Source organism: Pseudoalteromonas aquimarina, assembly GCF_049257255.1.
Lineage (GTDB): Bacteria > Pseudomonadota > Gammaproteobacteria > Enterobacterales > Alteromonadaceae > Pseudoalteromonas.
In genome coordinates, this window is record NZ_JBMMUG010000009.1 from 95,982 (window position 1) to 115,410 (window position 19,429).

At 40.8% G+C, this 19,429-nt stretch carries 16 protein-coding genes; 12 read left to right on the plus strand and 4 right to left on the minus strand.

Annotation, left to right across the window (positions count from 1 at the left end; genetic code table 11):
* Positions 1–34: 34 nt before the first annotated feature.
* Complete coding sequence (locus AAEU29_RS19365; RefSeq protein ID WP_421974850.1) at positions 35–2,551, minus strand: Ig-like domain-containing protein; 2,517 nt, start codon at positions 2,549–2,551, stop codon at positions 35–37.
* 28 nt (positions 2,552–2,579) lie between these two features.
* On the minus strand, positions 2,580–3,110 hold the full coding sequence (yjgA, locus tag AAEU29_RS19370; RefSeq protein ID WP_421974851.1) for a ribosome biogenesis factor YjgA: 531 nt from the start codon (positions 3,108–3,110) through the stop codon (positions 2,580–2,582).
* A 171-nt stretch (positions 3,111–3,281) separates the two neighbouring features.
* Between yjgA and pmbA the strand changes: the two genes are divergently transcribed.
* On the plus strand, positions 3,282–4,631 hold the full coding sequence (gene pmbA, locus AAEU29_RS19375) for a metalloprotease PmbA (protein WP_421974852.1): 1,350 nt from the start codon (positions 3,282–3,284) through the stop codon (positions 4,629–4,631).
* 5 nt (positions 4,632–4,636) lie between these two features.
* Here the strand turns inward: pmbA and AAEU29_RS19380 are convergent, their stop codons facing one another.
* On the minus strand, positions 4,637–5,377 hold the full coding sequence (locus tag AAEU29_RS19380) for a ferredoxin--NADP reductase (protein ID WP_421974853.1): 741 nt from the start codon (positions 5,375–5,377) through the stop codon (positions 4,637–4,639).
* A gap of 86 nt (positions 5,378–5,463) precedes the next feature.
* Between AAEU29_RS19380 and AAEU29_RS19385 the strand changes: the two genes are divergently transcribed.
* Entirely contained in the window at positions 5,464–6,351 is an 888-nt protein-coding gene (locus AAEU29_RS19385; protein ID WP_421974854.1) for a DMT family transporter, read from the plus strand.
* Between the two features lie 45 nt (positions 6,352–6,396).
* Here AAEU29_RS19385 and AAEU29_RS19390 read toward each other — a convergent pair whose 3' ends face one another.
* A complete protein-coding gene (locus AAEU29_RS19390; RefSeq protein WP_421974855.1) occupies positions 6,397–8,016 on the minus strand; it encodes a S41 family peptidase in 1,620 nt (539 codons plus the stop codon).
* Positions 8,017–8,408: 392 nt separating this feature from the next.
* Between AAEU29_RS19390 and mraZ the strand changes: the two genes are divergently transcribed.
* From mraZ to murG, 10 genes are read left to right on the plus strand one after another with little or no spacing between them, the layout of a single operon-like run.
* Positions 8,409–8,867 carry a division/cell wall cluster transcriptional repressor MraZ gene (mraZ, locus tag AAEU29_RS19395; RefSeq protein ID WP_010561177.1) on the plus strand — a complete coding sequence of 153 codons (459 nt, stop codon included), beginning with the start codon at positions 8,409–8,411 and terminating at the stop codon, positions 8,865–8,867.
* Positions 8,868–8,881: 14 nt separating this feature from the next.
* Positions 8,882–9,817 carry a 16S rRNA (cytosine(1402)-N(4))-methyltransferase RsmH gene (gene rsmH / locus AAEU29_RS19400; protein WP_274760597.1) on the plus strand — a complete coding sequence of 312 codons (936 nt, stop codon included), beginning with the start codon at positions 8,882–8,884 and terminating at the stop codon, positions 9,815–9,817.
* Positions 9,817–10,143, plus strand: a complete 327-nt coding sequence (gene ftsL / locus AAEU29_RS19405) for a cell division protein FtsL (protein WP_274760598.1) — start codon at positions 9,817–9,819, stop codon at positions 10,141–10,143. Before rsmH ends, ftsL begins: the two co-directional genes overlap by 1 nt.
* Entirely contained in the window at positions 10,140–11,987 is a 1,848-nt protein-coding gene (locus tag AAEU29_RS19410) for a peptidoglycan D,D-transpeptidase FtsI family protein (protein WP_421974856.1), read from the plus strand. The genes ftsL and AAEU29_RS19410 overlap by 4 nt, the downstream gene beginning before the upstream one ends.
* Entirely contained in the window at positions 11,974–13,434 is a 1,461-nt protein-coding gene (locus tag AAEU29_RS19415) for a UDP-N-acetylmuramoyl-L-alanyl-D-glutamate--2,6-diaminopimelate ligase (protein WP_421974857.1), read from the plus strand. The genes AAEU29_RS19410 and AAEU29_RS19415 overlap by 14 nt, the downstream gene beginning before the upstream one ends.
* Entirely contained in the window at positions 13,431–14,816 is a 1,386-nt protein-coding gene (locus AAEU29_RS19420; RefSeq protein WP_421974858.1) for a UDP-N-acetylmuramoyl-tripeptide--D-alanyl-D-alanine ligase, read from the plus strand. The genes AAEU29_RS19415 and AAEU29_RS19420 overlap by 4 nt, the downstream gene beginning before the upstream one ends.
* On the plus strand, positions 14,810–15,892 hold the full coding sequence (mraY, locus tag AAEU29_RS19425) for a phospho-N-acetylmuramoyl-pentapeptide-transferase (RefSeq protein ID WP_274760602.1): 1,083 nt from the start codon (positions 14,810–14,812) through the stop codon (positions 15,890–15,892). The genes AAEU29_RS19420 and mraY overlap by 7 nt, the downstream gene beginning before the upstream one ends.
* Positions 15,893–17,200 carry a UDP-N-acetylmuramoyl-L-alanine--D-glutamate ligase gene (gene murD, locus AAEU29_RS19430; RefSeq protein WP_421974859.1) on the plus strand — a complete coding sequence of 436 codons (1,308 nt, stop codon included), beginning with the start codon at positions 15,893–15,895 and terminating at the stop codon, positions 17,198–17,200. It begins immediately after the preceding gene.
* Complete coding sequence (ftsW, locus tag AAEU29_RS19435; RefSeq protein WP_421974860.1) at positions 17,197–18,369, plus strand: cell division protein FtsW; 1,173 nt, start codon at positions 17,197–17,199, stop codon at positions 18,367–18,369. Before murD ends, ftsW begins: the two co-directional genes overlap by 4 nt.
* Complete coding sequence (murG, locus tag AAEU29_RS19440) at positions 18,366–19,424, plus strand: undecaprenyldiphospho-muramoylpentapeptide beta-N-acetylglucosaminyltransferase (RefSeq protein WP_421974861.1); 1,059 nt, start codon at positions 18,366–18,368, stop codon at positions 19,422–19,424. The genes ftsW and murG overlap by 4 nt, the downstream gene beginning before the upstream one ends.
* Positions 19,425–19,429 lie beyond the last annotated feature (5 nt).

The following is a 19,429-nucleotide window of genomic DNA, read 5'->3' on the forward strand; positions in this document are numbered from 1 at the left end:
ATTGCAGCGTTTTTTATTGGTTCTTTTAGATTAGTTAGAGTAACTGTATTTTCAACAATTTAAATGTTGTTTGACCGCTTGGACTTGTGATCTCAATAGTGAGGTTTGCAGTAGCTGGTTGATCGTCTTCGGCAAGTGTATTTTTCAAATCAAAGCTGATGCTTTGTCCGCCAAATACATTTTTAGCTCTTGCAGTTGATATAGATACATTAGCATCAATGTCAGCTTGGCTAATTGGATTTGGGGTTCCAGTCGTATTACCAACAGTAAAACTTGTCTGGCCAACTAGTTCACCTTCATCGGTCGCAATAGACACTGTTGAGTTTAATGGCAGCGTTTGCATTGCTGTATCAGCAAAATATAAAGTGTAGGCTTGGCTAGATGCTCTTGCAATCGCAGTTGGTGTTAACGTATTGCTGTTATCTGCAATTAAGGTTTCTGTGTTATTTGCTTCATAGAGTGCCCATTTACTTGCGCCACTCGCCATAATTAGCACCAATGACTTACGCACATTTATCAAACTTTGCGCTGCGCATAAATCGCCAGAACACTGAGGACCATTAAATAGTCCATCTGCACTGGCAAATACTTTATTGTTATCAAAGTCGATAAAGGTTTCACCTTGATCATAGGTGTCGTTTTCATTGTCATCGCGCCATGCTTCTGACATATCAATAAAACCAGATGGTAGGTATTGTGCACGGCCAAAGCCACTTGATACCTCGTTATTAACGACAGGGTTACCATCTTGATTATCAAATAGGTTATTACCATTAGTATCGAAAAAGGTCTCATGACCAATGGCGGTAGCCAGAATAGTAGATCTATGGTTAAAAACACGAGGTTCACTACTTTGCCAAGTAACAGAACATGAACCATTAGTTGTTTGGCAGCTTGGCTCTATTTGGCCACCTTCAGTGGTAAAATTAACCGTTGTGCCATCAGGCACAGGGTTATTAAAGCTATCAGCTAACCAAGCGGTGATTTCCGTTGTAACGCCATTGATACTGTTGCTTTCCGGATTAAGAACCGCAGCTGAAAGCGAAATACTGTTTTGATCGGCAAGACCGGTATTTACCGAGAGCAAATCAGATTGACTAATAATCTCAACACTTTCGCCTGCATCGTTTGTAGTCGTCGCGCTTGCTGTAACACGCACTGATGTTGGTACCGTGCCCGAAATAACTTTTGTACTGACTTCACCTTGTGAATTAGTGATGGCTGTTTTTGGTGACACTTCTAATCCACCAACATCCGTACTTACACTAAAATTCACTGGCTGTTGTGCTAATAAGTTTCCTTGTTTGCCACGGACACGGAAAGTCAGGGTAGAAATTTCTTGTTTACCAACGCCGCCAGTACCTTTAAGCACAATTGAGGTCGGCTCTGCTGAGACAAACTCAATGGCACCGAGTGCCTCTCCTGATAAGTTAATATCTTGCGTTAAGATAATATTGCTGCCGTTTACAGTTACGCTTGCAATGATTTGGTCTTGATTACCATTGGCGCCAGCACAGCTGATATCTTTATAAGTTGAGTTGGCTTCGCCGTTAATAGTAAGTACTTGCTCATCAATGTTAGCTTTGTTGTTTAGCACACAGTTAGAGCTAAAGTTAACCGCAGTGGGTGTTGTAATAACTTGCTCATTTTCATCAACTAAAACTAACGATAAGCCAAGTGTACCACCCGCCGCTAAATCGACGCTGCCATCACTTTGACGCGCAACACTTAATTTCAATTGGTTAGCGATAAAATTACCATCGTTATCAAAGTAACCAACTTGTACCACAGGTGTTTCGATATCATCAGCACTGAGTACTTGGTAATTAATCTGTGAGCTAACACTATTGCTCTCATCTAATTGATAAGTAGCAACGGCTGTGGCAGCACCTATTTGGCTATCACTTGCTAATGTGAGTAATACATTTGCATTGCCATTTGTGTCAGTAAGCCAAAAGCTTGCATTAAGCTCACCTATTTCAGCTGTAAAGCGAATAGGCTGATTACTAATCGGGTTATTTTCTTTATCAACCAAGTTTGCCTTCAAGGTAATTACTTCACCTTGTTTTGCGCTATTAATCGCAGCATCTCCAACAAAACTTGAGAGTGATACAACTGGCAGCGTGGTTGTTTGATTGGTGTCTCGCAAAAATTCAAAACTTGCACTGTCGCTGGCACCTTGCGAACTCGCAGTAACATCGGCTGCGCCGATATCAGAACTAGAGCTGGTAAGCAGAACTTGGGCAACACCATCAGAATTTGTTAGTTTGCTACTTGGCGAGAGTGAGCCTAAAGGGGTTTCAAAACTGACACTGGTGTTTACAACCGCTGCGTTGTTTTTACTTAAATAGGCTTCAATACAAAAAGTAGAACCAGCAACAAGCGAAGGTGATGACATTGCTTGGCAATTTTCATCTAGCACAGAGACGGCAACTAAGGTTGGCGCATCTGGGTCGGGTGGTGTGACTTCTTCATTTTTGCCTGAAGAGCCGTTACACGCTGCAAGCGCAGATGCAGTAAGTAAAATACTAAGTTGCCTTATTGTGCTCATGCTTATCCTTAACCGTTGCTGTTGGTTTTTATTGTGTGATTACCTGCTTTAAACACTGGAAAATTTCGCGGTAAGCTTTTGCTGGCTTATTCGCTTCTTTTTCTTTTTTCGCTTGGCGTGTTAATTGGCGTAATCTTTGTCTATCGAGTTCTGGATATTCAGATACTAACTCATTGATCTTATTGTCGCCAACATCAATTAGCTCATCACGAATATGCTCTAATTTATGAAATAGCACATTTCCTTGAGCATGTTTATTTTTAATGATGTCTACCGCTTTGGTGATCTCTTCAATATTGGTCGCTAGGCGTAAACACTTAGCAATATAGTTTAAGTGTCTGCGGTAAGCTTCGGTTTTTTCTTTGAGGCGATCAGCAAGCTCCATTGCCTCAATCAATTCTTCATTGAGCGGAATTGTTTTTCGCTGCTTTTTACTTAGTGCAGCAATATCAGCACCAAGTTCATGTAATTCTTTCGCATCACGCTTTAATTCAGCACGCGATACATAAATAATTTCTTCCTCTGGCGTATCGAAATCAACTTTGTTCTTTTTGGCCATGGTGTCTCCACAAATTAATATTGTTACGCCTATTACTGCAATTGGTGTGAAACCAAAAGGTAAATACGTAATTTCTTTATATTATACGTGAAAAATACGCTGTGATGCTCTGCCTTATGACGCTATTTTTGATATGCTTAAAAAAATAGTTAAATTTAAGCTCAATTCCTTATGCACGCAGATTCAAACGATCCAATTTTTCAGCGCCTTGACGAAGTTAAACAGGCAGTGAGCGAAGCGCTCGATTATGCAAAACAGTTAGGTGCAAGCTCTGCTGAAGCGGCGATGTCGAGCACATCTGGTCTGTCAGTATCAACACGGTTAGGCGAAGTTGAAACGATAGAATACAACCAAGATGGTGCACTGGGCATTAGTGTTTATGTTGGCAATAAAAAAGGGTCTGCATCTACTGCTGATTTAAGTGCCGATGCACTTAAAACCGTGGTTGCTAAGGCGGTAGAAATTGCAAAGTATACTTCTGAAGACCCATGTAATGGGGTTGCAGACAAAGAGCTACTTGATTTTGCGCCGCGCGATTTAGATTTATACCACCCCTGGCAGGTGTCTGCTGAGCAAGGTATTGAGTTGTGTAAACAAGCTGAAAGTGCAGCAATGCAATTTGATAAGCGTATTTCTAACTCTGATGGTGCAAGTTTTTCAAGTCATAATGGATTACGCGTTTATGGTAACAGTTATGGTCAGCTTGTAGGTTTTCCACGTAGTCGTCATAGCATCAGTTGTATGGTGATTGGTGAAGAAAATGGCATGATGCAGCGCGACTCTGCTTATACCATTGCTCGTAAGCAAGATGGACTTCGCAGTGCGCAAAGCGTTGGTATTGAAGCTGCAGAAGAGACAATTGCTCGTTTAAACTGCCGTCGTATTCCTACCGGTAAATACCCTGTTGTTTTTCGTGCCGACATTGCAAGTTCACTATTTGGCCACTTAGTTTCGGCGATTGGCGGTGGCGCGTTATATCGCAAATCAAGCTTCTTACTGGATAGCCTAGGCACACAAGTGTTTAGTAAGCATGTCAATATTGAGGAGCGTCCACATATTTTAGGCGGGTTAGCTTCGTCCTCTGTGGACAGTGAAGGGGTTAAAACCATCGACCGCGAAATAATTAAAGATGGTGAATTACAAACCTATTTACTAGCAAGTTATGCGTCACGCAAATTAGGTATGCAAGCAACAGGTCATGCTGGTGGTATTCACAACTGGTTAGTTGAAGCGTCACATCAAGATTTAAAAACAGTGCTAAATGAAATGGGCACAGGTTTACTGGTTACAGAGGTGATGGGACAAGGTGTAAATATTGTAACGGGTGATTATTCGCGAGGCGCAGCTGGTTTTTGGGTAGAAAATGGTGAAATTCAATACCCTGTAAGTGAAGTAACTATTGCTGGCAACTTAAAAGATATGTTCTTAAAAATTGCAGCAATTGGTGGAGATGTAGACTTACGCGGCAGTATTCAGACTGGTTCTGTATTAATCGAAAGTATGTCGATTGCAGGCGAATAATTACCTTACCAATATTGCTCAACAGTAATATTACCAGGCTTTGCACGGCGATTTCGTGTAAAGCCTAAGTCTAATAAAATCTCAGTGGTTTCTTTTACCATTTCAGGATTACCACACAGCATAAACTGGCTGTTTTCAGGTGAAGCCTCTACTCCAACATAATTAAATAGCGTTTTTGATGTAATAGCGTTGGTGATCCGCCCAGATAAGCCATCCGTTATGGCTTCTTGGCTGACCATAGGTACGAATGTGAGAGGATGAGATTGGCAAGTGTTAACTATGAGTTCTTGATATACAAGATCTTCTTTTTTACGCACACCGTGAACTAAAATTACTTTTTCAAACTTTTGCCAGAGCTCTGGATCGCCGAGCATAGATAAAAAAGGCCCAATGGCTGTACCTGTTGAAAGTAGCCATAGGTATTTAGACGATGGTACTTCATCCAGGGTAAAAAAACCGGAAGCTTGTTCTGCAACGTGTACTGTTTCGCCAATGGATAATTCAGATAAGGGTGGTGATAACAAACCATCTTGCACAGTGACTAGCAAAAATTCATGTAAGTCAGATTGTGAAGGGGTATTTACAAAGGAATATGCGCGGGCAATTTTTTTATCTTCAATTGTCATGGCAAGTTTAGTAAATTGCCCAGCTTTATAACTTGGCAATGGTGCACTAAGCGTTAGGCTGAATAATTTTTGATTCCACCATTTTATGTCTGTTACTGTGCCATCGATCCAATTTGCCATTTCTATTCCTTAAAACTTATTTAGGGTTAGTTTAACTGTGGCAGTTAAATTAAAAATTTCAATTTAAATTATTCAGAGGAAATAAGATGTTAGGCGAAGTTGCTGCATTGGCAGCTGCATTTTTTTGGGCTTTAGCGAGCGTGTTGTATGGGCGTTTTAGTCATCACTTTAGTGCGTTACAGCTTAATTTGATTAAAGGTATTTTCGCTTCTTCTCTGATGTTGATAACCCTACCTTTATTACCCGAAGTAAATTTTGAGCTCTCACAGCAACATATGATTATTTTATTGCTATCGGGAGTAATCGGGATCGCCATTGGCGATAGTGCCTATTTTGCAGCTTTAAAGCGGATCGGGGTAAATAAAACATTATTACTTGAATCCATTGCGCCACCGCTTTCAGGTATTTTAGCTGTTTTGTTACTTGGTAGTTTATTGAGTTGGCAAAGCTGGCTAGGTGTATTGGTTACTACATTTGCTGTGGCATTAGTGGTGATGCAACCAGAAGAAAATAAGCAACCGGTGAATGCATCGGGTATTGGGTTTGGATTATTGGCAAGTGTGTGCCAGGCAACGGGTGTAGTTATTTCACACTATGCGCTTGTTGCAGGTGATATAGAGCCATTGTTAGGAGCTTTATTGCGTTTATTTGCAGGTATTAGCGCTATATTTATTATGTTGGTGCTGTTTAAGCGAAATGAGCTATTTGCTGTAGCTGGTGGCTTTCGTAAATTAGCTAGCCGCGAATTTACTTTGCTGTTGCTTGCTATCATTGTGGGGACATTTTTAACACTTTGGTTGCAGCAAGTCGCTTTGAAATATGCCAACCCTGCAGTAGCGCAAACATTAATTGCTACATCGCCTTTATTTATTTTGTTTTTCGCAATTGTTAAAGGGCAAATTCCTTCAACAAAAACAATTATTGGCACACTGCTGGCGATAGCGGGTATATCGTTATTTTTTATTTTTCGATAAATGAAAAAAAGGTGGCAACTGCCACCTTTTTTCTTTCAACAGGCGTTACTTTGTCGCCTCTTTTATTGGTGTGATAATCGCATTATTTTCAATCATCTGTTCAAAACGATTATTTGGCACATGTAAGGCAGGTCCAGTGCTTTGCTTACTTAACCCTGCTTGTTTTACCGCTTTTGTAGCTTTTACTGTTGGGCAACTGCCAGTTTCCATATGATAGAGTGCAGTTGATAACATGCCTTCTGAAATATCACCCATTGGACGAGTTAGGTCGTCAGTTACCGTACAGCCTTTAATTTCAGTTTGGAAATTTGGATTTTGCTTAGGAATAAAGCCATCTGAGTATTCACCAAAGCCTTTAGCATTTACACCGCTAAATTGAATAGTGAAATAAGTTGTACTGCAGTTATCTGTTGGTACAAAACCATAAGGCTTGCCACAAGTTTGTCCACCGATTAACACCACATCAAGATCGATACCCGCAAGACCATTGATCAGTGCTTCACTGGCAGAGCAAGTTGAGCCACTTGAAATTACATACACTTTGTTTAATGCAACCGTAGGTAAATCAACACCGGTAAAGCGGCTATTATCCCAATCAATTTCTTGATTATAAAAACCCAGCGCTTGATCTTCAGACCATTTACCATTGTATTTTAAGGTGTAGTAGTTGCGGTTATTGGTATTCACATCACCTGCAATCATATAAGCTAATTGTGATGAAAGCGCGAGTAAACCACCACCGTTGTAGCGTAAATCGACTACTAACTCACTAATATTTGCATTTCTAAATTCGGTAAATTTTTCAATCAAATCAGTTTGTGCATCGGCAATGCTAAAGGTATCAAATTGGATGTAACCAACGGTTTTGCCATCATGTACAAAAGTATTCGTTGCTTTAACGGGAGCAAGTTCATAGCTGCCAGAGGTTACCGTTAGTGTTTTTTCTACCCCTAAGGTATCCTTCACTTTAATTGTATGCGTCTGACCATCATTTTGAGGGAATAAACCTGCATTTAAAGTATCGACATCATCGCCATTGATTAGATCAACACCATCCACTTCTAAAATTTGATCGCCACGATTAAAGCCTGCAAGCGCAGCCGGTGAATTAGGTTCTCTTTGTACAACAAATAACTCTCGAGGTGGTGTGGTACTGCCGAAACGCCAACGAATGCCATAACCCGATGATGCACCGCCTTGAGTGCGTTCGCGGTATTCTGCGGTATCCTGGTAAAAATGGAAGTTATCTTTATCAGCACCTGAATCGGTTTTAGCGAAAGTTTTTAAAATTTCAAAATAAGCTTGTGGTGTATCGTAGTTGGCAGGATCGACATCATCAACTTCGTTATACCAAAGGTAAGACTCATGGTTCCATGAACGAAGCCACATTTTTTCGTCGTTCAGTGTACCAGCAGTATCTTTATAAACTTCGCCAGTGTATGGATCGGAACCTGTGCGAACAATTGCGCACTTATTTGCAAAATCTTCTTTTGCTTTAAATTCATTGGCAACCCATTGGTTGTCATTACCTCCTGTTGTTCCACCGCCAGTTGTACCACCATCAACAACTGTTTCACTGTCATTACTTGAGCTACCGCCACAAGCAGCCAGTATCGAGAACGATAACGCTAGGGTAATTCCTTTTTGTAATTTACTGAACTTCATAAACATCTTCCTTTAATAAGATCGCAATTTATGGCACCAAATTACCAGAGGGTCAAAATAACAACAACAAATTACAGTTAACATTTGTAAAAGCCCATAAGGTAAGACGTAAACAGCTTGTACAAAAAACATTATTAATTCGATCACTTTTTATGCAAAAAGGTTCAATGCAAGGCTAGTAAAGGCGTGATCTAAGATCTCTCTCCACTTTTTTCCACTAAATTCATTAACTTTGCTCTAGCCCTTATCAATAAAGGGCTTGCGAGAAAAATATTATTGTTACAATTCTTGACAAATACCTGTGTCAAGCCCTAGACTCTATCGTTGTGGAGAAAAGTGGTAAAAAATGGATCTCAGTGGATCGGCACTAATAACAAAATGGGAACGCTTACATGTTTCGTGGCGCACATGCAATTAACCTCGATGATAAAGGACGCTTGGCAATACCAACCAAGTTTCGTGCTTTATTGCAGGCAGATTGCGAAGGCCAATTAGTATGCACAATTGATTTAAAAGATCCCTGCCTGTTGTTGTATCCGTTAAGTGAATGGCAGGAAGTCGAACAAAAACTTAGCCAGTTATCGAACATGGTTGAGGCTGAGCGTCGTGTAAAGCGTATTTTGCTAGGTAGTGCGATGGAATGTCAGCTCGACAAAAACGGCAGAATTTTATTGTCTTCTCCACTAAGAGCGCATGCAGGGCTCAATAAAAAATTAATGCTAGTAGGTCAGTTGAATAAATTTGAGCTGTGGGATGAAGATACTTGGAATGAAAAACTTCAACAAGATATCGCACAAGAGCAACAAAAAGATCTGACCGTTAGCGAACGACTACAAGATTTCAATTTTTAATAAATAGGCGCCCTATGTCTCAAAGCCAACAACATATTTCCGTGTTACTCGATGAAACAATCGAGGCTTTAGATATAAAGCCAAATGGTATTTATATTGACGGTACCTTTGGTCGTGGTGGTCATTCTGGTGAAATCTTAAAACGTTTAGGTGAAAATGGTCGTTTAGTTGCGATAGATCGCGACCCAACAGCAATTGAAGCTGCGAAAAAGTTTGCAAATGATGCACGTTTTCAGATTGTGCATGATCGCTTTTCTAATATTCGTCAAGTAGCAGAAAACCTGAATCTGTTGCATCAAGTAGATGGTATTTTGCTCGATATTGGTGTTTCAAGCCCACAGCTAGACGAAGCGGATCGCGGATTTAGTTTTATGCATGATGGTCCACTTGATATGCGAATGGATCCAAGCTCTGGCCGAAGTGCAGCAGAGTGGCTTCAGGAAGCTGAACTGGAAGATATTACTTTTGTTATTAAAAAATATGGCGAAGAAAAGTTTGGTCGCCGTATTGCAACAAAAATTATTGAAACCCGTGATGAGACGCCAATTACCACTACAAGACAACTTGCAAAGTTAGTGGATGAGGCTGTGCCTGTAAAAGATAAACATAAGCATCCGGCAACACGTACCTTTCAAGCTATTCGTATTTACATTAACAGTGAATTAGAAGAGATCACAACGGCATTACAAGGCTCCCTTGATGTATTAAAGCAAGACGGTCGCCTTGCTGTGATTTCATTCCATTCACTTGAAGATCGTATTGTAAAACAGTTTGTAAAAAAACAGAGTAAAGGAGAGGCGGTACCACGAGGCCTTCCTTTAACCGAAGATCAGCTTAATAAAAACCTAACGCTGAAAGCGATAGGTAAGGCTATAAAACCAAGCGAGCAAGAAATAGCTCGCAATAGCCGTGCGCGCAGCTCCGTACTTAGGGTCGCCAAGAGGTTGTAGTGGCTAGTAAAAATAATACGCGTCAGCCAAACCTTTTTATCGAGATCGCTAAGGGACTTTTTAGGGAGAAAGTCACTTTGGGGCTGCTTTTTTCTATTTTTGCATCGGCACTTGCCGTTGTGATGGTGACTGATGCATCGCGTGCAGAAGTGATCAAACAGGATAAATTATTACAACAAAAGGATGAGCTAGATTTGGCGTGGGGCTACTTAGTAGTAGAAAGTGAATTTTACGCACAGCATGCCCGTGTTGAAGATATCGCCAAGAAAAAGCTCGATATGAAGCGACCAGAACGCAAGGATGAAAAGCTGGTGGTACTGCCATGAGACGAAACAACCCAAAACCTAAGCAAGGCGCATTAATTCGCTGGCGATACTTATTAGTGTGTGCCACGATTTTTGCTGTGTTTGCCACCTTAGTTGCACGCGCTGCCTATATACAGGTGATTGAACCTGATTTTGCTGTGTCTGAAAACGATAAACGTACTGTGCGTGTTGAAAAAGTAAATGTACAGCGTGGTTTGATTTTAGATCGCCACGGTAACGAGTTAGCTATTAGTGTACCAGTAGTGAGTGTTTATGGTGATCCAAAGCAACTCGATAAAGCATTAACTGCAAAGGCTTATAGCTTGACGCGTAAGCATGCGCGCGAGAATCAATTAGATTTAAAACAAGCAATTGCAGCACTTGATAAAGATCCAGCTCGTTTAGCAAAGCAAAAAGAAGAGATTTATAATAGTGATTCACGTTGGCAGGATCTTGCTGAAGTTTTACGTCTGCAAAAGCCACTTATCGATGGTAAATTAACAAGCGACAGTTCGCGTCGTTTTGTTTATTTAAAGCGCCAAGTTACACCCCCTGTAGCACGTTATATTTCTGAACTTAAATTACCAGGTATTTACCTTCTAGATGAATCAAAGCGTTTTTACCCAGCCGGTGAAGTGACAGCACATGTTTTAGGCTTTACCAATATTGATGGCGAAGGCATAGAAGGTATTGAAAAACTTTACAATGAAGCACTTACAGGTGAAGCAGGTAAGCGAACAATTCGTAAAGATGCACAAGGGCGAGAGATTGAAATCTTAGATGAGCGCGCGCGCATTGAGCCTGAAAATATTCAGCTGAGTATTGATCAGCGAATTCAATCATTAGCTTATCGTTCACTGAAATCTGCCGTACTGAGCTACAAGGCTACTTCGGGTAGTGCCATGGTTGTTGATGTGCATACAGGTGAAGTGTTGGCGATGGTAAATAGTCCATCATTTAACCCAAATAATTTAAAAGACGCAGCACCGCATAAGCGTCGTAACCGTGCGATTACAGACTTATTTGAGCCTGGTTCAACTATGAAACCAATTTCAGTATTGGCGGGTTTAGAGTACGGCACTATTGATTTTGATACGGTGATAAATACCAAAGGCTGGATGCGTGTTGGTGGTAGTATCGTAACTGATGGCAAAAATAATGGTCCAATGGATTTGCGCACAATTTTGCAAAAATCGTCAAATGTCGGTGTATCAAAAATAGCGCAAACTATGCCAAAACAAGACTTTATCGGTTTCTTCCAGCGTTTAGGCTTTGGTGAAGAAACTGGCACAGGCATGGTAGGTGAAAGTGATGGTTTATTTACACCACATGGTCGTTGGTCTGATTTTGAGGTTGCAACGCTTTCATATGGTTACCGTATTTCTGTAAGCACAGCACAAATGGCGCGTGCTTATGCAGCTATTGGTTCAGGTGGTATCAACCGCCCGCTGACTATTTTAAAGCAGGACAGAGAAGTTCATGGCGAGCGCGTGTTTGATAAACGTAATGCATATGCTGTGCTTGAAATGATGGAAAGTGTATTTGAACGAGGTGGAACTGCTACTCGCGTTAAACTAGATGGTTATCGCGTTGGTGGTAAAACAGGTACTTCGAAAAAAGCCGCATTTGGTGGTTATGGTGACGAATATGTCGGTTACTTTGCAGGTATTGCCCCTGTATCGGATCCGCGTTTAGCAGTGGTAGTAATGATTAATGAGCCCGCAGGTGATGTTTATTATGGCGGTGATGTTGCAGGCCCTGCTTTTTCTGAAATAATGTCTGGATCGCTTCGCATTCTAAATGTTGCTCCTGATTTAGAGGCGGTCGCACAACTAAACCAACGGCGAGACTATGTTACCTATTGATCGCGCACTGCTCGCAATAGGTGAACCTAGCTGCGGCATTGAAACAAACACACTGACTTTAGACAGCCGGGCCATTGCGCCCGGTACTGCGTTTATTGCAATTAAAGGTCATCAGCTTGATGCATCGCGATTTATTGATTCTGCATTGGCATCAGGCGCATCACTTGTTTTGGTTGATAGCCAATGCGAATACTTACCTGAGCGTGAAAATGTTTTAGTAATTGATGGTTTGGCAAATCAGCTTAGCCTTTTTGCAAGTGCTTTTTATAATAAGCCAAGCGCGCAATTTAAATTAGTAGGTGTCACAGGCACTAATGGTAAATCTACTGTCACCAGTATGATCGCAAACCTTGCCAATACACCCAAGCAAAAAACAGGTGTTATTGGAACACTTGGCTGGGGGCAAACAAATGATCTTACGCCGCTTGCCAATACCACCCCTTCAGCCATCGAATTACAACACTTGTTCGCGCAAATGCAGGATTATGAACTCGTTGCGATGGAAGTGTCTTCACATGGGTTAGTGCAAGGTCGGGTGGAACACAGTGAGTTTGATATTGCTGTATTTACTAATTTAAGTCGCGATCATTTAGATTATCACGGCACTATGCATGCTTACGGCGAAGCAAAGCTGACTTTACTTACCGCGTTTTCGACAAAATGTAATGTTGTTAACTTTGATGACGCGCAAGTGAAACAGTGGTTAGCTGAAAATAGAATACCGAACCCAGTGGTGTTTGGTGAAAACTTACCAACTGATATTGGCTATCCGTTTGTTTCTTTTGATAATGCTATCTACTCAAAGCAAGGGTTGAAGTGCCACATTCGTTCTAGCTGGGGCGTTAGTGAAATAACCTTACCGCTTTTTGGTAAGTTTAATCTTTACAACTTAACAGCAGCGCTCGCGACATTACTGAATTTAGCATATGACTTTGATTGGTTAATTGATAAGATTGAGCAATTAGATGCGGTAGTCGGAAGAATGCAAGCTTTCAGCGCAGATAATTATCCTACCTGTATTGTGGATTATGCCCATACGCCAGACGCACTTGAGCAAGCACTTGTTGCTTTATCACACCATGTTGGCAACAACATAACATGTGTTTTTGGTTGTGGCGGTGATCGCGATAAAGGTAAACGTCCATTGATGGCTCAGATTGCAGAAAAATATGCAAAAAATGTGGTTGTCACAAATGACAATCCACGCACAGAAAATGCTGAAACTATCACAGCGGATATTCTCACTGGATTTAAATTCCCAGAAAAAGCGGTGGTGGAGCATGACCGCTTTGCCGCAATAAAGCTTGCGATTACTTCTACTTCACCTGATGGCATTGTACTCATTGCCGGAAAAGGGCACGAAGACTACCAAATTATAGGCACTAATACTGTTCACTTTAGTGACAGTTTAGCTGCACAGCAGATTTTAAAAGGGGAAAATGCATGATTTCGGCTGATCTAAATTGGATAGCGGATGTCTTAGGTGTGTCATATCAAGGTGAAAATACGCCATTTTCAACCATCGTAACTGATTCTCGCCAGCTACAAGCAGGTGAAGTCTTTTTAGCGCTAAAAGGGCCAAACTTTGATGGCCATAAATTTGCTAAAACGGCACAACAGCTTGGCGCTAAAGCATTGATTGTGGAAACTCTTCAAGATGTAGATATTCCGCAATTTGTTGTAGAAAACTCGCGTCTTGCACTTGGTAAACTCGGTGCAGCCGTCATGGCGCATGTCAGCCCAAAAACAGTGGCTATGACAGGCAGTGTGGGTAAAACCACCGTTAAAGAAATGACCGCTGCTATTTTGTCACAACTGGGTGAAGTGCTAGCGACCAATGGTAATTTTAATAATGATATTGGTGTACCCCTAACCCTATTACGCCTTGAAGAAAAACACCAATATGCAGTGATAGAATTGGGTGCTAATCACTTAGGCGAAATTGCTTATACTACTGATTTAGTTAAACCTCATGTTGCGGCCATTACCAATGTTGCTGAAGCACATTTAGAAGGTTTTGGTGATTTATTTGGTGTTGCACGTGCTAAAGGTGAAATTTTCTTAGGCCTGCCAGATGACGGTGTTGCGGTTGTTAATGCCGACAGTGAATTTATTGATTATTGGTTAGCGCGCCTTGAAGATAAACAGGTTACGCAATTCTCAGCAACCAAACAAAAAGATATTTGGGCTGAAAACATTGAACTTGACGATTTTGGTCGTGCACAGTTTAACCTTGTTTATAAAGGTGAATCTGTATCTGTTAAATTGCCAATTCCAGGCTCGCATAATGTAACAAATAGTCTTGTTGCTGCAGCATTAGTGTTGCCACTTGGTGTTAGCCTATCTGAGGTGGCATCAGGACTCAGTAATATGCTGCAGGTAAAAGGGCGTGTAAATATTATTGAAGTGTCAGATGACTTAACATTAATTGATGATAGCTACAATGCTAACCCTGGTTCTGTTCGTGCAGCAATTGACCTATTAAGTGGTATAAATGGCGAAAAAATCCTTGTTTTAGGTGATATGGCTGAACTTGGCGAAGATGCGCGTGTCTATCATCAAGAAGTGGGTGAATATGCCAAAAATAAAGGCATTGATCATGTATATACATTAGGTGTATTAAGCCAATCTGCCAGCGATGTTTTTGAGCAGCCTGGTCGTCACTTCTCAACACGTGAAAAACTCGTTGAAGCATTAAAGCAAGCGTTAGATGGCGACTTAGCAAATACTCTCGAGCGCACAACAATACTCATAAAAGGTTCGCGTAGTTCTCGTATGGAGCTATTAGTAGACGAGCTGAATAATAAGAAAGGTGAACAGTCATGTTAATGTGGTTGGCTGAATATTTAACCCAATTTTACTCTGGCTTTAACGTATTTTCGTACTTAACTTTCCGTTCAATTTTGGGCGTGTTAACTGCACTTATGTTGTCGCTTTATTTTGGCCCTAAATTAATTCGCCGCTTACAACTAATGCAAATTGGCCAAACTGTTCGTGATGATGGTCCTGAATCGCATTTATCTAAATCGGGTACGCCAACAATGGGTGGTATTCTGATATTAGGCTCTATATTCGCAAGTACATTATTGTGGGCAGATTTAAGTAACCGTTATGTGTTAGTCACTTTATTTGTGATTGGCTCGTTAGGTGCTGTTGGCTTTATTGATGATTATCGCAAGGTTGTGAGAAAAAACACCGACGGACTTATTGCACGTTGGAAGTATTTTTGGCAATCAGTTATCGCCTTAACGGCAGGGGCATTTTTATTTTATAGCGCAACACTTCCGCAAGAAACGGCATTAGTTGTTCCGTTCTTTAAAGAAATTATGCCGCAGTTAGGTCTGTTTTACATAGTGATGGCGTACTTTGTAATTGTCGGCACATCAAATGCCGTTAACTTAACCGATGGTTTAGATGGCCTTGCTATTGTACCTACTATTTTAGTTGCAGGGGCTTTTGCGTTTATTGCCTATGTTACTAGCAATGTGAATTTTGCTAACTATCTACATATTCCTTATATCCCTGAAGCTAGTGAGTTAGTTGTGCTATGTACTGCGATTGTTGGTGCTGGCTTAGGCTTCTTATGGTTTAACACTTACCCTGCGCAAGTATTTATGGGTGATGTGGGTTCACTCGCCTTAGGTGGTGCACTTGGCATTATCGCCGTATTAGTACGCCAAGAGCTCGTGTTAGTCATTATGGGCGGTGTGTTTGTAATGGAGGCACTGTCGGTCATCTTGCAGGTTGGCTCTTACAAACTTCGCGGTCAACGCATTTTCCGTATGGCACCAATTCATCATCATTATGAATTAAAAGGTTGGCCTGAACCGCGTGTAATTGTGCGTTTTTGGATTATATCGGTGGTCCTTGTTTTAGCGGGCTTAGCAACATTAAAGTTGAGATAAATGAATTATTTAGACGAACTAAAAAACAAAAAAATTATTGTGCTTGGGTTGGGTGTTTCCGGCCTGAGCACGATGCGTTTTTTTGCTCGTAAAAATATTGATTTTAGTGTTGTTGATAGCAGAGAAGTACCACCAAATGAAGATATCGCAAAACAACTAGCAAGTAGCTTTCACTTTGGAAAACTAACCAATTCAGTGTTTGAAGATGCAAATTTGATTGTGATTAGCCCAGGGATTGCGTTATCTAATATGTATATACAAGATGCAATTTCGCGTGGTGTTGAAGTCATTGGTGATGTTGAGCTCTTTGCAAGACTCAATACAAAACCTGTTTATGCCGTGACAGGCTCTAATGGTAAATCGTCTGTAGTTACACTTACTCGTGATGTCTTAAAGCAAGCTGGCTTTAACGTTGCCTTGGCTGGCAATATTGGCACTCCTGTTTTAGATGTTATTGATGAAGATTTTGATTGTTATGTCTTGGAGCTATCAAGTTTTCAATTAGAGACTACTCATTCATTAGAATGTGAAGCAAGTTGTGTACTAAATATCAGTGAAGATCATATGGATCGTTACGATAGTCTTGTTGATTATGCTGATGCGAAGCAGCGTATTCATTTACACAGTAAACTCGCGGTGGTTAATTATGATGATGCGTTAACTCATACTTCACATCAGCCGCAAGTAAGCTTTTCAGCTCAGCAAGGTGATTATCAACTTTCCAATCATTATTTTTCTGCCTTTGGTGAATCTCTGCTAGCGACAGCCGAACTCAGTGTCATTGGTTTACACAATCAGCTTAATGCCCTTGCTGTTATGGCACTTTTGAAAAATTTAGCTTTATCAGTAGATATTTTTAAAGCGGCATTTAATCAATTTTCTGGTTTAGCGCATCGTTGTCAGTTAGTAGCTGAACACAATAAAGTACTTTATGTTAATGATTCTAAAGCAACTAATGTAGGTGCAACGCAAGCGGCATTAATGAGCTTAGCAAATGGTAAAAACATTATTTTACTCGCAGGTGGTGTGGGTAAAGGTGCTGATTTTTCACCGCTAAAAAACGAAATTGAAACCTATGTAAAGCAACTTATTACATTTGGTGAAGACAGAGAAAAAATAGCCGCTTTAAGTGATAACACTAAACAAGTTGAATCACTTGAACTGGCAGTGAAAATAGCAAATGAATGTGCTGTTTCAGGTGATATTGTGCTGCTGGCCCCTGCATGTGCAAGCTTTGATATGTTTAAAAGCTTTGAACATCGTGGAGAGGTATTTAGTGATCTTGTGCACAAGGTGGTAAACGCATGAAGGCTTTAGAGTTTTTAAAAGCACAATTTCATGTGCGCTCAAATAACTTATATGATGTACCACTGATTTACTGCATGGTTATTTTGGTAGGTGTTGGTTTTATTATGGTGACAAGTGCATCCATGCCAACGGCTATTCGCATGTTTGATAATCCTTTTCACTTTACTATTCGCCATGTGGTTTATTTGGTGTTGAGTTTAACTCTATTAATGATCTCAACCAGCCTACCTATGAGTTTCTGGAAAAAAGCCAACTTACCTCTTTTGCTTGCGGGCATTCCAATGCTGATTGCGGTATTAGTGATAGGTCGAGAAGTTAATGGTTCGACGCGATGGATTGGTGTTGGACCAATCAATATTCAAGTTTCTGAAGTGGCGAAGCTTTTCTTCTTTTGTTATTTAGCGGGTTACTTGGTTCGCAAAAAATCTGAGGTGCAAGAGAACCTCAAAGGCTTTATTAAGCCACTTGCTGTTTTTACTGTGTATGCATTTTTAATTCTAATGCAGCCAGATTTAGGTACTGTGGTGGTTATGTTTGTAACCACCATCGGTTTGTTGTTTTTAGCTGGTGCACGCCTTTGGCAATTTTTTGCGTTAATGATGGCGGGTGTTGGCCTAGTTGTTTTATTGATAGCAAGCTCACCTTATCGTCGTGCGCGTATTACTGGTTTTATGGATCCGTGGGATGATCCTTTTGGCAAAGGTTACCAGTTAGTTCAGTCATTAATGGCGTACAGCCGAGGTGATTGGTTTGGCCAAGGGCTTGGAAACAGCGTACAAAAACTACAGTATTTACCTGAGGCGCATACCGATTTTATATTTGCAATTTTGGCAGAAGAAACTGGGTTTATTGGCGTTTTCAGTGTGTTAACTGTGCTGTTTGTTTTAATTTTTAGAGCGTTAAATATTGGCTTTAACGCACTTAAAGCCGGTAAAGAATACGAAGGTTATTTGGCGCTGGGTATTGCTATTTGGTTTGCCTTTCAAAGTATGGTTAACGTTGGAGCCAGTGCCGGTATTTTACCAACCAAAGGATTAACACTGCCGTTTGTTTCTTATGGCGGTTCTAGTTTATTAGTGATGACGATTGCTGCAGGCATTTTATTAAGAGTCGATTTTGAGGTGAAAATGGCGACAAAACAGGCCACAACGAGAGGGCGAAAATCATGAGCAAAAAGATAATGATTGTCGCAGGTGGAACTGGTGGTCATATTTTCCCTGGTATTGCCGTAGCAGATTATTTAAAGGAACATGGTTGGCAAGTTGTATGGCTTGGCACATCAGATCGTATGGAAGCGGACGTAGTTCCTCGTCACAACATTGCTATTCGTTATATCGATGTAAAAGGTGTTCGTGGTAACGGTTTGATGCGTTTACTAAAAGCGCCGTTTATGGTGATTAAAGCAATTTGGCAAGCACGCAAAGTGATGAAACAAGAAAAGCCAAATGTATTACTCGGTATGGGTGGCTATGTAACAGGCCCTGCTGGAGTGGCGGCCAAGTTGCTAGGCATTCCTGTGCTTATTCATGAGCAAAATGCGGTGGCCGGGTTAAGTAATAAATTGCTCGCAAAAATTGCAAATCAAGTTATGGCGGCATTTCCGTCAGCATTTGATAAGCCAAATTGTAAAATTGTTGGAAATCCAGTTCGCAGCAGTGTTGCCAACGCTAAAGTTGAAAAAAATAATGCACATTGCAATTTGTTAGTTGTAGGTGGTTCACTTGGGGCAAAAGTATTTAACGACCAATTGCCTGATGTGTTTAAACAACTAGCAAGCGAAACCGATATCGCAATTCGCCACCAAACTGGCAAAGGTCACTTAGCTGAAGTGACAAAACGCTATGAAAAGCTGAATTTAAATGCTGAAGTGAGCGAATTTATTCATGATATGGATAAAGCATATGCTTGGGCTGATATTGTTGTATGTCGTGCTGGAGCGCTTACTGTAAGTGAAATTGCTGCTGCGGGGAAAATGGCGGTGTTTGTTCCATTTCCGTTTGCAGTTGATGACCACCAAACAGCCAATGCAAATTATTTAGTAAAGCAAAATGCTGCATTGCTGATTCAGCAAAAAGATATGTCGAAAGACAGCTTAGTTGATTTAATAAAACCATTTGTTGTTGATAAAGCATTGGTTAATGAGATGGCAGAAAAAGCAAAAGCGGCTGCCAAATTAGATGCAACGCGTGATGTTGCAAATTTATGTATCGAATATAGTAAGTAGAGAAG

Coding starts and splice junctions, on each gene's coding strand:
- AAEU29_RS19365 (WP_421974850.1), bottom strand. CDS start 2,551: ATGAGCACAATAAGGCAACTTAGTATTTTACTTACTGCATCTGCGCTT.
- yjgA (WP_421974851.1), bottom strand. CDS start 3,110: ATGGCCAAAAAGAACAAAGTTGATTTCGATACGCCAGAGGAAGAAATT.
- pmbA (WP_421974852.1), top strand. CDS start 3,282: ATGCACGCAGATTCAAACGATCCAATTTTTCAGCGCCTTGACGAAGTT.
- AAEU29_RS19380 (WP_421974853.1), bottom strand. CDS start 5,377: ATGGCAAATTGGATCGATGGCACAGTAACAGACATAAAATGGTGGAAT.
- AAEU29_RS19385 (WP_421974854.1), top strand. CDS start 5,464: ATGTTAGGCGAAGTTGCTGCATTGGCAGCTGCATTTTTTTGGGCTTTA.
- AAEU29_RS19390 (WP_421974855.1), bottom strand. CDS start 8,016: ATGAAGTTCAGTAAATTACAAAAAGGAATTACCCTAGCGTTATCGTTC.
- mraZ (WP_010561177.1), top strand. CDS start 8,409: ATGTTTCGTGGCGCACATGCAATTAACCTCGATGATAAAGGACGCTTG.
- rsmH (WP_274760597.1), top strand. CDS start 8,882: ATGTCTCAAAGCCAACAACATATTTCCGTGTTACTCGATGAAACAATC.
- AAEU29_RS19410 (WP_421974856.1), top strand. CDS start 10,140: ATGAGACGAAACAACCCAAAACCTAAGCAAGGCGCATTAATTCGCTGG.
- AAEU29_RS19415 (WP_421974857.1), top strand. CDS start 11,974: ATGTTACCTATTGATCGCGCACTGCTCGCAATAGGTGAACCTAGCTGC.
- AAEU29_RS19420 (WP_421974858.1), top strand. CDS start 13,431: ATGATTTCGGCTGATCTAAATTGGATAGCGGATGTCTTAGGTGTGTCA.
- mraY (WP_274760602.1), top strand. CDS start 14,810: ATGTTAATGTGGTTGGCTGAATATTTAACCCAATTTTACTCTGGCTTT.
- murD (WP_421974859.1), top strand. CDS start 15,893: ATGAATTATTTAGACGAACTAAAAAACAAAAAAATTATTGTGCTTGGG.
- ftsW (WP_421974860.1), top strand. CDS start 17,197: ATGAAGGCTTTAGAGTTTTTAAAAGCACAATTTCATGTGCGCTCAAAT.
- murG (WP_421974861.1), top strand. CDS start 18,366: ATGAGCAAAAAGATAATGATTGTCGCAGGTGGAACTGGTGGTCATATT.